Annotated in this window: 14 protein-coding genes and 1 tRNA gene; 7 read left to right on the top strand and 8 right to left on the bottom strand. The window is 68.0% G+C overall.

Features of this window, described 5'->3' with window-relative positions:
- The first annotated feature begins 42 nt into the window (after positions 1 to 42).
- The 3 genes from rbfA to truB are packed head-to-tail and all read left to right on the top strand — an operon-like array spanning position 43 to position 2,153.
- Complete coding sequence (rbfA, locus tag OC184_RS02155) at positions 43 to 462, top strand: 30S ribosome-binding factor RbfA (protein WP_265505543.1); 420 nt, start codon at positions 43 to 45, stop codon at positions 460 to 462.
- Positions 452 to 1,207, top strand: coding sequence for a phosphodiester glycosidase family protein (locus tag OC184_RS02150; RefSeq protein WP_265505542.1), 756 nt, complete (start codon positions 452 to 454; stop codon positions 1,205 to 1,207). Before rbfA ends, OC184_RS02150 begins: the two co-directional genes overlap by 11 nt.
- A 52-nt stretch (positions 1,208 to 1,259) precedes the next feature.
- Positions 1,260 to 2,153, top strand: coding sequence for a tRNA pseudouridine(55) synthase TruB (gene truB, locus OC184_RS02145; protein WP_265505541.1), 894 nt, complete (start codon positions 1,260 to 1,262; stop codon positions 2,151 to 2,153).
- Here the strand turns inward: truB and OC184_RS02140 are convergent.
- The 3 genes from OC184_RS02140 to OC184_RS02130 all read right to left on the bottom strand — a co-directional run bounded on the left by OC184_RS02140 (position 2,150) and on the right by OC184_RS02130 (position 4,782).
- Complete coding sequence (locus tag OC184_RS02140; RefSeq protein WP_265505540.1) at positions 2,150 to 2,971, bottom strand: C40 family peptidase; 822 nt, start codon at positions 2,969 to 2,971, stop codon at positions 2,150 to 2,152. The genes truB and OC184_RS02140 overlap by 4 nt on opposite strands.
- A gap of 2 nt (positions 2,972 to 2,973) precedes the next feature.
- Positions 2,974 to 4,341 (bottom strand): leucyl aminopeptidase family protein, encoded by a 1,368-nt coding sequence (locus OC184_RS02135; protein ID WP_265505539.1) that lies wholly within the window; start codon positions 4,339 to 4,341, stop codon positions 2,974 to 2,976.
- A 63-nt stretch (positions 4,342 to 4,404) separates the two neighbouring features.
- On the bottom strand, positions 4,405 to 4,782 hold the full coding sequence (locus tag OC184_RS02130) for a hypothetical protein (RefSeq protein ID WP_265505538.1): 378 nt from the start codon (positions 4,780 to 4,782) through the stop codon (positions 4,405 to 4,407).
- Between the two features lie 140 nt (positions 4,783 to 4,922).
- On the opposite strand from OC184_RS02130, the gene OC184_RS02125 reads away from it, so the two are divergent.
- The gene (locus OC184_RS02125; RefSeq protein WP_265505537.1) at positions 4,923 to 5,570 is read left to right on the top strand and encodes a carbonic anhydrase; all 648 of its coding nucleotides are present in this window, start codon (positions 4,923 to 4,925) and stop codon (positions 5,568 to 5,570) included.
- Here the strand turns inward: OC184_RS02125 and OC184_RS02120 are convergent, their stop codons facing one another.
- Genes OC184_RS02120 through OC184_RS02100 form a run of 5 tightly spaced genes read right to left on the bottom strand, consistent with a single transcriptional unit; the run spans position 5,571 to position 10,104 of the window.
- On the bottom strand, positions 5,571 to 6,170 hold the full coding sequence (locus tag OC184_RS02120; protein WP_265505536.1) for a DedA family protein: 600 nt from the start codon (positions 6,168 to 6,170) through the stop codon (positions 5,571 to 5,573).
- Positions 6,171 to 6,173: 3 nt separating this feature from the next.
- Positions 6,174 to 7,196, bottom strand: coding sequence for an aspartate-semialdehyde dehydrogenase (locus OC184_RS02115; RefSeq protein ID WP_265505535.1), 1,023 nt, complete (start codon positions 7,194 to 7,196; stop codon positions 6,174 to 6,176).
- 52 nt (positions 7,197 to 7,248) lie between these two features.
- Positions 7,249 to 7,893, bottom strand: a complete 645-nt coding sequence (locus tag OC184_RS02110; RefSeq protein ID WP_265505534.1) for a glycosyltransferase family 29 protein — start codon at positions 7,891 to 7,893, stop codon at positions 7,249 to 7,251.
- A complete protein-coding gene (locus OC184_RS02105; protein ID WP_265505533.1) occupies positions 7,890 to 8,930 on the bottom strand; it encodes a glycosyltransferase family 4 protein in 1,041 nt (346 codons plus the stop codon). Before OC184_RS02105 ends, OC184_RS02110 begins: the two co-directional genes overlap by 4 nt.
- Positions 8,923 to 10,104, bottom strand: coding sequence for an MFS transporter (locus OC184_RS02100; protein WP_378926881.1), 1,182 nt, complete (start codon positions 10,102 to 10,104; stop codon positions 8,923 to 8,925). The genes OC184_RS02105 and OC184_RS02100 overlap by 8 nt, the downstream gene beginning before the upstream one ends.
- A 172-nt stretch (positions 10,105 to 10,276) precedes the next feature.
- On the opposite strand from OC184_RS02100, the gene leuB reads away from it, so the two are divergent.
- The 3 genes from leuB (at position 10,277) to OC184_RS02085 (ending at position 12,479) form a co-directional block, all read left to right on the top strand.
- Complete coding sequence (gene leuB / locus OC184_RS02095; RefSeq protein WP_265505531.1) at positions 10,277 to 11,398, top strand: 3-isopropylmalate dehydrogenase; 1,122 nt, start codon at positions 10,277 to 10,279, stop codon at positions 11,396 to 11,398.
- A gap of 6 nt (positions 11,399 to 11,404) precedes the next feature.
- Positions 11,405 to 12,355 (top strand): DMT family transporter, encoded by a 951-nt coding sequence (locus OC184_RS02090; protein ID WP_265505663.1) that lies wholly within the window; start codon positions 11,405 to 11,407, stop codon positions 12,353 to 12,355.
- A 47-nt stretch (positions 12,356 to 12,402) separates the two neighbouring features.
- Positions 12,403 to 12,479: transfer RNA gene (locus OC184_RS02085), tRNA-Pro, on the top strand.
- Positions 12,480 to 12,985 lie beyond the last annotated feature (506 nt).

Below are 12,985 nucleotides of genomic sequence, written 5' to 3'. Positions count from 1 at the left end.
ATCCCGTTGCGGCGTCGCCCGCGACCCCCTACATCGGGGATCATGGCACAGAACCGAAATTCCCAAGGCAGAGGTCCGTCGCAGCGTCAGCTGCGGGTGGGCGAACTGATCCGCCGCACCCTGTCCGACGTGCTTGCGCGCGGGGACGTGCACGACCCGGACCTGAACCGGCATTCCATTACCGTGGGAGAGGTCGTCATGGCGTCCGACCTCAAGGTGGCGACCGCCTATGTGCTGCCGCTGTTCGGCCAGAACGCCGACGAGGCGCTGGCCGCCCTGCGCCGCAATGCGCCCGAGCTGCGGCACCTGGTCACCAAGGGGATGACGCTGAAATACGCCCCCGCGCTCAAGTTCCAGCTGGACGAAACCTTCGACCGCCTAGACGATACCCGCCGGCTGTTCGCCGACGAACGCGTGCGCCGCGACGTCGAGGCCGCTGACGAGGACGACGATGAGCTTTGATCTGTCGCGGTTGGCCGTGGCTGTGGGCGCGCTGGTCTCTCTGGCGCTTCCCGCCGGCGCGGCGACCTGCGAGCGGATGAGCCATGACGGCCAAGGCTATGTCCTCTGCGAGGTGCCCGCCGCGCAGGAACCCGCGCTGCGCCTTTGGCAGGATGGGGCCGACGGCGCGCCACTGCGCAATTTCAGCAATGTTCGCCGGACGCTGGCGGATGGTGAGGCGCTGGCATTCGCCATGAACGCCGGAATGTTCCACCCCGATTACCGCCCCGTGGGCCTGCTGGTCGTCGACGGGCAGGAACTGTCGCCCATCGTCACCGGGGGCAGTAATGACAACTTCGGGATGCTGCCGAACGGTGTCTTCTGCACCGGCGGCGAAGTTCCGTTCCAGGTAATCGAGACGCTCGGCTTTGCCGAGGGTCGTCCGGATTGCCGGCTGGCCACGCAGTCCGGCCCGATGCTGGTCATCGACGGCGAACTGCACCCGCGCTTCCTGCCTGACAGCGACAGCCGCTATATCCGCAACGGCGTCGGGGTGTCGCCGGACGGGCAGACGGCATGGTTTGCCATCTCGGACCGGCCGGTGACGTTTCATGAATTTGGTCGGCTGTTCCGTGATGGGCTGGGCGTCAGGGACGCGCTTTACTTCGACGGCTCGATTTCTCGGCTCTATGCGCCGGGAGTGAACCGGGCCGATTTCGGCCGCAGCCTGGGGCCGATCATCGGGCTGGTGGGCGAGGCCGGTTGACCCCGCAAGGCGCCGGCGCTATGCCCCGGCGCCTGTTTCGCAGGAGGGACGCATGGCGCGCAAGAAGGGCCGGGACATCAGCGGCTGGCTGATCGTGGACAAGCCGGCCGGGGTCAATTCGACCGCGGTGGTGGCCAAGGTCCGGTGGGCGCTGGACGCCAAGAAGGCTGGTCATGCGGGCACGCTGGACCCCGATGCGACCGGCGTTCTGGCCGTGGCCCTGGGCGAGGCGACAAAGACCGTCCCCATCGTGACGGATGCGCTGAAGTGCTATGACTTCACAGTGAACTGGGGCGCCGAGACGACCACCGACGATGCCTCGGGCCAAGTCGTGCGACAGTCCGATGCCCGCCCGACCGCCGCCGAGGTCGAGGCGGCGCTGGCCAATTTCACCGGCGATATCATGCAGGTGCCGCCCGCCTTCTCGGCCGTCAAGGTCGAGGGTGAGCGGGCCTATGACCTGGCGCGCGAAGGCGTCGAGATGGAGCTGGCGGCCCGGCCCCTTTGGGTGGAAAGCCTGGTTCTGCTGAACGCCGGTCAGGACAGCGCACGGCTGGAGATGGTCTGCGGCAAGGGCGGCTATGTTCGGTCCATCGCCCGCGACTTGGGGCGCAAGCTGGGCTGCCTGGGCCACGTGGCGCATCTGCGGCGCACCTGGTCGGGACCGTTCGAGGCCGAGAACGGCGTCGCCTTCGACCGTGTCGACCGCGAGGCGCGGGAGTGGCTGGACACTCAGGTCCTGCCGCTGGAGACCGGCCTGGCAGACCTGCCGATGTTGCGCGCGACGCCGGAAGGCGCGACCCGTATCCGCAACGGCAATCCGGGCGAAGTGACCACCGGCGCCGAATGGGGCGAACTGGTCTGGGTGTCCGACGCCACGGGACCCGTCTGCATCGGGCGCTATCAGGGCGGCATGGTCCAGCCCGAGCGGGTGTTCAACCTCTAGGTAACGCCGATCGGGCGGCGGATGCCCAGGAAGGGTCCGTCGCCTGCGGCGTCGATGCGGGCGACGGCATCTGCGATCGGCTCTCGCGTGACCGACATGGTCCAGGCGGTGGCGTGGATCATCAGGTCGTCGGACAGCGCCATGGCGACATGACCCGGCCAGAACAGCAGGTCACCGCGCCGAAGCGTCTGCACTTCGGGAAAGGCTTTGCGCTGCAGGTCGCTATCGCCGGGGCAGGCAATGTCGCAGGCATTCAGTGCCGCCTGCACCAGACCCGAGCAGTCGATGCCCGCGCGGCTGTTGCCGCCCCATAGGTAAGGCGTGCCGATGAGGCTTTCGGCGACGGCGGCGGGATCGGCCGCGGGGCCGTCGCCCACATGCTGCGCAGGAACGAAGCCGCCGGTGGCGAGGGTCGCGAAGCCTTCGGCGAGGCCGGTGACCGACAGCCGGGCGCCGATGGAGAGGGACATGATCTCGGGGCGCTTCATGTCGGCGGCCGGATAGACATGAGTCGCCGGGGCCGTCACCCGGTGCGTGACGGCGGCCAGGTCGAACGACAGCGCGGCGACCGGCAGCCAGCCGCAATAGCCGTCAAGCGCGGCCTGCACGAAGGCCATGTCGCCCCGACGCTCGATCACGGTCAGGTCGGCGCCGAAGTTCACTTGCCGGTCGCGGCGGCCCCTGGGGCCGTTCAGCAGGTCGGCCAGTGGCACGGCCAGGCGGGCGGGTTGGCCGGGAACATAGGTCGGACGGTCCAGGGTGCCGCGCAGGCTCCCCAGCGCGACGCGGTCGGTGGCGGGTGTCAGGCGGCGGTCCATGATCACCCCAGGATCTGCGGCAGCGCGGCCAGGATGGCGCGGGCGCCCTGGCCGACGCCGCCCTTGGGCCGTCCGGGCGCGGCGGCGGGTTGCCAGCCGTAGATGTCGAAATGCGCATACTGCCCGGCGCCTTCGGCGAAGCGGCGCAGGAACAGGGCGGCGGTGATCGACCCCGCCATGCCACCCGAGGGCGCGTTGTCCAGATCGGCAATGGCGGGTTCGATCATCGGCTCGTACGGGTCCCAGAAGGGCATTCGCCAGATTGGGTCGCCCACCTGCGCCCCGGCCTGCTGCAGCGCCGTGGCCGTCCTGTCGTCGTCGCAGTAGAAGGGCGGCACATCGGGGCCAAGCGCCACCCGCGCCGCCCCCGTCAGCGTCGCCAAGGATATCATCAGGTCAGGGTTTTCCTCGGCCGCGTAGGTCAGGGCATCGGCCAGCACCAGCCGCCCTTCGGCGTCGGTGTTGTTGACCTCGACCGACAGCCCGTTGCGGCTGGTCAGCACGTCGCCGGGGCGGAAGGCGTTCCCGGCGACGCTGTTTTCGACGGCGGGGATCAGGACCCGCAGGCGCAGGCCATCGGCGGCTCCGGTTCCCGCCAGCATCTTCAGAAGGCCGAGCGCCGTCGCGGCACCGCCCATGTCCTTCTTCATCAGCCCCATCGACGTGCCAGGTTTCAGGTTCAGCCCGCCGGTGTCGAAGCATACGCCCTTGCCGACGATGGTCAGCATCGGACCATCCTCGCCCAGGCGGATGTCGATCAGCCGCGGCTCTGCGGTGGCGGCGCGGCCGACCACGTGGATCATGGGGAAGTTCTGCTCCAGCAGCGCCGTGCCGCAGATCACCTCAACCCGCGCACCAATGTCGTCGGCCAGCGCGCGGGCGGCGGATTCGAGCTTGTCCGGCCCTAAGTCACTGGCCGGGGTGTTGATCAGGTCGCGGGTGAGGAATTCGGCCGCGGCGATGGCCACCAGCCGGTCGGCATCGACGCCGTCGGGGCAGACTAGGCGCGGCCCCTGCGACGGGCTGCCCTTGTAGCGGGTGAACCGGTACTGGCCCAGCAGCCAGCCAAGCGCCAGTTGGTCGGGATCGAGCCCCCCGGGCAGGGCGGCAAGCCGCCAGTCGCCTTTGGGCAGCGCATGGGCCCGGGCCAGGTGAAAACGGTCGCGCGACGCCTGGCTGCAGTCGCCCAGGCCCATGATCGCACCGGCCAGACCGCCATGCGCATCGGGCAGCAGGCAGATCTGGCCCGCCTTGGCCGCAAAGCCGCTGGCCTCGGGCCAAGTGCCCGCCTGAGCGGGAATGTCGTCACCGGACCACACCAGCCAGAGCGGCAGGGCGGCGTGGGAGGCGGGGGCGAATTCTGGTGTCATGGCGGGTCCTTGGCAGATCGGCGCCAGCCTACAGCCTGTGCGGCGCCCTGCAACCCCGGTCGGTCAGGCCAGGGCGGTGCGGTCCCAGATGGCGGTCAGGGAGCGGTTGCCGACCCGCATCAGTCGCGCACGGATAGCAGACATCGCGGCCTGGTCGCCCCGTTCGGCGGTGCTGCCCAGGTCCATGGCGACGCCGGCCAGAGACAGCAGCCCGATCTGCCATGCCAGCCGAGAGATCCGTTCCGCATCCGCCACCGCCTGCGCCAGATCGCCCGCCTGCAAGGCCGCATCGACCGCCGTCAGAGCCGCGGCCAGTTGTTCCAGCGCCAGGCCCACGACATGCTGCGCCGCGGTCTCGCCCAACTCGGCGATGATCTCTGCCACCCGGCGGCTGTCGACGCGCACCGCCTCGGGCACGGCCAAAGCTGATATCTGTGCCATCCGCACCTCCGTATGGTCCTGTCGCCGCACCGGCCGACCATCGGATGAAGCCATGAAGAAAGCCTTGATCGCGCAAAGCGAAAAGGCTCGAATTCGTTTCAAACTCGGCCTATCAGGCGTAAACGAAAGCGAGGTTCCAGATGTCAGACCTGTCCCCTTTGCCGCAATACCTGATCAAGCGCTATCAAGGCTGGCGGGCCACGTCCTATAACGAGAACGCCGCCTGGTACCGCCGCCTGGCCAACGAGGGTCAGCGCCCCCGGGCGATGGTCATCTCGTGCTGCGACAGCCGGGTGCATGTCACCGGGATCTTCGGCGCCGATTCGGGCGAGTTCTTCATCCATCGCAACATCGCGAACCTGGTGCCGCCCTATGCGCCGGACGGGCAGCAGCACGGCACCTCGGCTGCGGTCGAATATGCGGTGACGGCGCTGAAGGTGGCGCATCTGATCGTGGTGGGCCACACCCGCTGCGGCGGCGTCGCCGGTTGCCATGCCATGTGCTCGGGCGCGGCACCCGAACTGGAGGAGACGACCAGCTTCGTCGGGCGCTGGATGGACATCCTGCGGCCGGGCTACGACCGGGTGAAGGATCTGCCCTCCGAACAGCAGGTCAGTGCGCTGGAGCGCGAGGCGGTGCTGGTTTCGATCCGCAACCTGATGACCTTCCCCTTCGTGCAGGCCGCCGTCGAGAGGGGAGAGCTGTCGCTGCACGGGCTGCTGCACGACATCAGCGAAGGCACGCTGCTGCAGGCCGAGGACGACGGCGCGTCCTGGACGCAGATCTGATCAGGCTTCGGGCCGCCAGCGGATCACGCGCCACAGATAGACGGCCACGATCGCCACGACGACGGCGGTCGAGGCCGGGTTCAGCCAGTCGCTGACGTCGTGATACCGCGCCTGCAGCAGCCACCCTGCCAGCGCCAGGCCGCCCGACCAGATGAAGCTGCCTGCCGCAGTATAGACCAGGAACCGCGCCATGGGCATCCGCGCCAGTCCCGCCGGGACCGAGATCAGGGTGCGGATCGTCGGCAGGAACCGCCCGAAGAACACCGCCGCCCCACCGTGGCGGGCAAACCAACCCTGCGCGCGCGTCAGTTCGGACGGAGTCATGGTCAGCCAACGTCCGCGGCGGGCGACCAGCTGGTGCAGCCGCTGCGCCCCGTAGGCGCGTCCCAACGCATACCAGAGCCATGCACCGGCCGTCGATCCCGCGCCTCCGGCCAGAACAGCAAGCCACAGCGGCGTGCCGCCCTGCGCGGCGTTGAAGCCTGCCAGCGGCATGATCAGTTCCGACGGGATGGGCGGGAACACGTTTTCCAACAGCATCAGGGCGGCGATGGCCCAAGCCCCGCCGCCCTGAAGAAGACCGGTGATCCAGTCGAACAATGATCAGCCCTTCTTCAGGACCTTGTTGCCCAGCAGCTCGGCAATCTGGACCGCATTCAGCGCCGCGCCCTTGCGCAGGTTGTCGCTGACGCACCACAGGTTCAGGCCGTTCTCGATGGTCGAATCCTGGCGGATGCGGCTGATGAAGGTCGCGAAGTCGCCCACGCATTCGACGGGCGTGGTGTAGCCGCCGGGTTCGCGCTTGTCGACGACCATGATGCCGGGGGCCTCGCGCAGGATGTCGCGGGCCTCGTCCTCGTCCAGGAAATCCTCGAACTCGATGTTGATCGCCTCGGAATGGCCGACGAAGACAGGGACGCGCACGCAGGTCGCGGTGACCTTGATCGAGGGGTCGACGATCTTCTTCGTCTCGGCCACCATCTTCCATTCCTCCTTGGTCGAGCCGTCTTCCATGAAGACGTCGATCTGGGGAATGACGTTGAAGGCGATCTGCTTCTGGAACTTGTTGGGTTCCTTTTCCTGACCCGGCACATACATGCCCTTGGTCTGGTCCCACAGCTCGTCCATGCCTTCCTTGCCGGCGCCGCTGACCGACTGATAGGTGCTGACCACGACGCGCTTGATGCGCGCACGGTCGTGCAGCGGTTTCAGCGCCACGACCATCTGCGCGGTCGAGCAGTTCGGGTTCGCGATGATGTTCTTGTTCTTGTAGTCGTGGATCGCCTCGGGGTTCACCTCGGGGACGATCAGCGGGATCTGCGGGTCGTAGCGATAGAGCGAGCTGTTGTCGATCACGACGCAGCCAGCGGCCGCCGCCTTGGGCGCGTGGATCTTGGTCGCGTCGGACCCGATGGCGAACAGTGCCATGTCCCAGCCGGTCCAGTCGAACTGTTCGATGTCCCTGATCTTGAGGGTCTTGTCGCCGAAGCTGACCTCGGTCCCCTGCGAGCGGCGCGAGGCGAGCACCGCGATCTCGTCGATCGGGAACTGGCGTTCATCGAGGATGTTCAGCATTTCGCGGCCCACATTGCCAGTGGCGCCGGCGACGACGACTTTGTAACCCATCGCGGGGGAACTCCTTTTTCTGCGGTCCGGGGCGTTTACCGCAAACGTGGCGTCATTGGAAGGGTCTTGCCCCCGGCGGGACCAGCACCAGCCGCGGATCGCGGCGCAGCAGGTCCTGGACCCAGGCGGATTCGGCGGCAAAATCATGCGGCACGTCGGCGGCCCCGCGCCGGCCCGACAGCGACAGGCTGGCGAAGAAATCGAAGCCGTAAAGCGTCAGTCCTGACAGCGGCGACCGCAGCAGCAGGTCGATCATCATCGCCCCCGTGGTGGGCGGTGCGGCCAGCCGGTCCCTCAGCGCGTGGTAATCCGCCAGCGGGTGCAGGTAGAATCCGGGGCTGCTGGCGGTCCGCCAGTCCAGGCGCTTGCGCTTGGGCGACATCCACAGGATGCGGTCGGGCGACAGCCGCGCCCGGTCGGCGTCAGGAAGGCGCGTCGCCAGCGCCAGCCAGTCGGTGCGGCTGCCGTGGCTGACGGGGTCGGGGGTGGGCGCGCGGTTGATGCGGATCACCAAGTCAGCGGCGTCGATGCGCGCGCCATCTTGGCCCTGCGCCAGCGCGCGGGCGTTGCCGACCAGCGCCACCTGCCGGTCCCGCAGATCGGCCAGCAGATCATCCTGCGGCACCGACAGGGCGGCGAGCCGCGCCTCGTCCCGGGTCAATCGCGCGGCGGTGAAGGCCAGGCGCGGCGGGATCATGGCTGCCTCAGCAGGCCGCGATAAACCCGGACCAGGGCGCGGGCCTCGCCCTCGATGGCGTGGTTCTGGGCGACATGGGCGCGGGCGGCCTGTCCCGCCGCCCGGCGGGCCGCGTCGTCGTCCAGCCAGCGTGCCAGCGCGGCGGTCAGGGCGGGCGCATCGTCGCGGGGGACCAGGCTGCCGGTGTCGCCGTCGCGGATCAGGGTCTCATAGGCGCCCACGCGGGCGGCGACGGTGGGGACGCCGCAGGCCATCGCTTCGAGGGGGGTCAGGCCGAACCCCTCCCAACGGGCGGGGGCGGCGAACAGGTCCAGCGCCTGGTAATGGCGCACGACCTGATCCCAGGGCAATTCGCCCAGGAAACGGATGCGGTCCGACAGCCCGGCGGCGCGGATGCGTGCCTGCAGGTCGTCGGCGAAGGCGCGATTGTCGGCCGTGATGCGGCCGGTGAAGATGATCTGGACGCGCGGGCGGTCGCGCAGCAGGGCAAGGCCGGCGTTGACCAGCAGATCGACGCCCTTCTGCGCGCGCACCCGGCCGAAGCAGCCGATCAGAACGGCATCGGGGTCCAGCCCCAGATCGCGGCGCAGCGCTGCACGGTCGGGGGCGGGGCGGAAGACGTCGGTATCGACGCCGTGCAGGATGACGGTCGCCGGACGCTCCAGATAGCTGGCGGCCTGGGGCGAGGTGGCGACCAGCGCGTCCTGCTGGCGGATCAGCCAGCGGGTGAAGCCGGTGTGCCTGCGCTGTGCGGCCGAGGTGAACAGCAGCCGGTAACGACGACGCAGCACCCGGCGCAGGATCAGGCCAAGCGCCATCTCCGTGTTGCGACGCGCGTGCCAGACGCGCCATCGGTCGCGGGGCAGTGTGGCCGCGCGCCGCAGCGGGATGTGCGGCACCTCGGGCGGCAGGCCGGGGCCGGTGGCGGCGATGTCGATCATCCGCGCCTGCACCGGGATCAGCCGCACCACCGTTGCGGTGACGCCCGACAGGCGCCGTTTCAGGTTGGGGGCCACCACCAGCGGTGTGTCAGTCATGCTCCGCCTCGGGCGTCAGGAAATACAGCAGGAACCCGATCGCCAGCGGGACCAGGAAGAACAGCCACAGCATAGCGAAGGCCTGCGCCGGAGGGTAGGCACCCTCGGCAGCGCGATAGACCGGGCGAGAGGCGAACTGCATCACGCCGACCCCGCCGATCGAGAACATGTTGAGGAAGGTGACCCCCCGGCCCACGAGGTGCGGCGGCAGGAACGACCGCCCGTGCGCAATGACCAGCGGATAGCTGGCTCCGAAGAACCCCAGCACCATCAGCAGGACCGTGGCCGTTCCCATCCCCTGCGCGGGCCGCAGCCACAACAGCGACATCACAGCGATCATCATCAGGGTGAAGACCAGCACGGCGCGCCTGACGCTGCCGATCATCCGCGCCGCCGGGCCCACGGCAAAGCTGCCCGCGACCATCGCAAGCCCCATGGCCAGCGTCACGCGGCCGATCTGGTGGGTGTCGGCGCCATGCACCTCGGCCAGCCACGGCGCGGCCCAGAGGCCGCGGATCGCGGCCGAGACGGCGTAGCTGACCGCGAACAGCGGCAGGATGAACCACAGCGCCCGCAGCCGCAGGATCTGCCCGACCGAGCCTGCGGGATGGTCCTGCCCCAGCCGCGCCGGATCGCGCACCCATGCCAGGACCGCGCCCGCCACAAGCAGCGTCACCCCGGCCAGCGCCCACAGCGTCATGCGCCAGCCAAGCGCGTCGATCGTACCCACCAGCGGCGCCGCGCCCAGGATATTGCCGAGCGATCCGAAACCCACCAGCATCCCTGCCAGCGTGCCGAAGGCTGCCGGGGGGTATTCGCGCGCGAAGATGTAATAGGGCCCCATCAGCGCCGGCGAACAGCCGATGCCCAGAAGCGTCATCGCCAGGTGCAGGTGCCACGGCGCGGTCGCCAGGGCGAAGGTTGCCGCCCCGCCACCGCCGCCCAAGGCCAGCAGGCAGGCCACCGTCAGGCGCGGCCCGTGGCGGTCCAGCGCCGCGCCCACCGGCAGCTGCATGACCGCGAAGGCGATGAACCACAGCCCCGACGACAGCGCCAGGTCGCCGGGCGTCGCCCCCAGCTGCTCCTGCAGCACGGGCGACAGCACCGCCAGAAACGCCCGATAGAACTGACTGAGCATGTAGCCCAGCACAAGGCTGAGCAGTCCCGCCGACAGACGTGGCATGTGATCCTCCGTTCCCCGCCGTCAAGCTGCGGCAAGTGCAATGCAGCTGCAAGCTGTGCCATTCCGCGCACGCTGGTCTGCAGGTGGAAAGGGCGCCAAGCTTGACCCTGTGGCAGGTGCGGTCTAACCCGGAGCCGATCGTCGCCGCGCCATAGGAGAGTACATGTCCGACGCTTATTCGCTTCTCATCCTGCCCGGCGACGGGATCGGCCCCGAGGTCATGGCCGAGGTGGTCAAGGTCATCGACTGGTTCCAGGCCAACCGCGGCATGTCCTTCGACGTCGCCCATGGCCTCGTCGGCGGGGCGTCCTATGACGCCCACGGCACACCCCTGACGGATGAGACGATGGCCCGCGCCCAGGCCGTGGACGCGGTGCTGCTGGGGGCGGTCGGTGGACCGAAATACGACGTTCTTGATTTCAGCGTCAAACCCGAGCGCGGCCTTCTGCGCCTGCGCAAGGAGATGGACCTGTTCGCAAACCTGCGCCCTGCACAGTGCTTCGACGCACTGGCCGATTTCAGCAGCCTGAAACGAGAGGTCGTGGCGGGGCTGGACATCCTGATCGTACGTGAACTGACCAGCGGCGTCTATTTCGGCGAACCGCGCGGCATCCATTCCGACGACAACAACCCCGACAACGAGGGCGGCCGCGTCGGCATCAACACGCAGCGCTATACCAGCGGAGAGATTCGCCGCGTTGCCCGGTCGGCCTTCGAACTGGCGCGCAAGCGCGGCAACAAGGTCTGCTCGATGGAGAAGGCCAACGTCATGGAATCCGGCATCCTCTGGCGCGAGGAGGTGCAGTGGGTCCACGACAACGAATACCCCGACGTCGAGCTGTCGCACATGTATGCCGACAACGGCGCCATGCAGTTGGTCCGCGCGCCGCGCCAGTTCGACGTGATCGTCACTGACAACCTTTTCGGTGACATCCTTTCGGACGCTGCCGCGATGCTGACGGGGTCGCTGGGCATGCTGCCGTCGGCATCGCTGGGCGCGCCGATGACGAACGGGCGGCCCAAGGCGCTGTATGAGCCGGTGCACGGATCGGCGCCGGACATCGCGGGGCAGGGCAAGGCAAACCCCATCGCCTGCATTCTCAGCTTCGCGATGGCCCTGCGCTACAGCTTCAACGAGGGTGAGGCCGCCGAGACGCTGGAGCGCGCGGTCGAGAAGGTTCTGGCCGACGGCGTCCGCACCGCCGACCTGATGGGGCCAGAAGGCGGCACCCCCGTCAGCACCTCGCAGATGGGCGACCGGATCATCGCCGCATTGGAGAGCTGATTGGCGCTGACGGGAAACGTCAAGGGGGCCCTGCTGCAGTTGGCAGCGATGGGCCTCTATGCGACGCATGACGTGGTGATCAAGACGCTGGGTGGGGTCTATCCGCCGCTGCAGATCCTGTTCTTCGCGTCGCTTCTGTCGTTCCCGCTGGTGTCGATGGTTTTGATGCGCGATCCCCAGCCCGGATCGCTGCGGCCCAACAGCATGGGCTGGGTCGTCCTGCGGACCGGCTGCGCGGTCGTGGCCGGAATGGGGGCATTCTTTGCTTTTTCCACCCTGCCGCTGACCCAGGTCTACGCGATCCTGTTTACGACGCCCCTGCTGATCACCATCCTGTCGATCCCCCTGTTGGGCGAGCGGGTAGGCCTGCACCGCTGGGCCGCGGTCGTGGTCGGCCTTTCGGGCGTACTGATCGTGCTGCGGCCGGGTGCGCAGGACCTGCAGCTGGGCCATGCTGCGGCCTTGGCGGGTGCGACGGCCAGCGCGATGGGCGCCGTCATCATCCGCCGCCTCGGCAGGACCGAGCGTCCGCTGGTCCTGATGATGTGGCCGATGCTGGGCAACTTCTTCGCGGCAGGCGCGGCGCTGTCGCTGGGATATCAGCCAATGGCGCTGCCGCATCTGGCCATGGCGGGGATTATCGCCGCGCTGGGGCTGATCGGCAGCTTTCTGGTCATCATGGCCTATCGGGCCGGCGAGGCCGCCATCGTGGCCCCCATGCAGTATTCGCAGATCCTGTGGGCCACCGCCTATGGCTGGCTGCTCTTTGACGAAGCGATCCATCCCGCCACGCTGGTCGGCGTGGCGATCATCATTGGATCTGGCATCTACATCGTCTGGCGCGAGGGAAGGGGCGTTTCCGTCAACCGCCCCGCCACCACCGCCCGCCTGCGCGCCGAGGTTGTCACCACCCCCAAATCAACGGTTCTGCAAAGATTTTGGCCCCTGCGCCGTTGACGGGTCTTGCATTCGCGCCGGCACCGCGTTAACTGCCCCTCCACGGTCGGAGCGTAGCGCAGCCTGGTAGCGCACCTGCTTCGGGAGCAGGGGGTCGGAGGTTCGAATCCTCTCGCTCCGACCAGTTTTCCCGTTTGTCGATTGCCACTGAAGTCTTCCTCAAGTGGCCACAATTCTTCCTTTGCGGCAGCAAGGCTGACGTGGTTTGGAAGCGTTACAGGCGGTACCCCGCACTACAGTAATTGCCTGAGACAACGATCTACTATCGTCCCCGCGTCAATCCGCGAGCCAGGGAGATGGGAAGAAGCCATCAGAGGCTCCCGAATACGAAAGCAGATCGAGTAGAGCTCATCGCGGCTTTGCAGGAAAGGGCCGGTCGGCGCGGCAGCGAGCAATCTCTAGCATCATCTGAAAAGTTCGGCCCTGAGCCGACCTTCGAGCTATACGTAACGGAGCTCTGATGTCGGTACAAAGCTGACATCAATAGCGGCTGGAGAACTGCGGGGAACGGGCGCTGTTGCATGAAGCGTTTGAAGATCAGATTTCCCCTTTCCCGTCTGAAGTCAGCCGACGGGCTGCGTGACGGGAATGCCGAGTGCGGTGAAGCGGTTGAGGATGGCGATGCGGACT

This window comes from Paracoccus rhizosphaerae (assembly GCF_026162645.1).
In the GTDB taxonomy this organism is placed as follows: Bacteria; Pseudomonadota; Alphaproteobacteria; order Rhodobacterales; family Rhodobacteraceae; genus Paracoccus; species Paracoccus rhizosphaerae.
The sequence above is the reverse complement of the archived record's forward strand: the minus strand, read 5'-3'. Positions and strand labels throughout refer to the sequence as shown.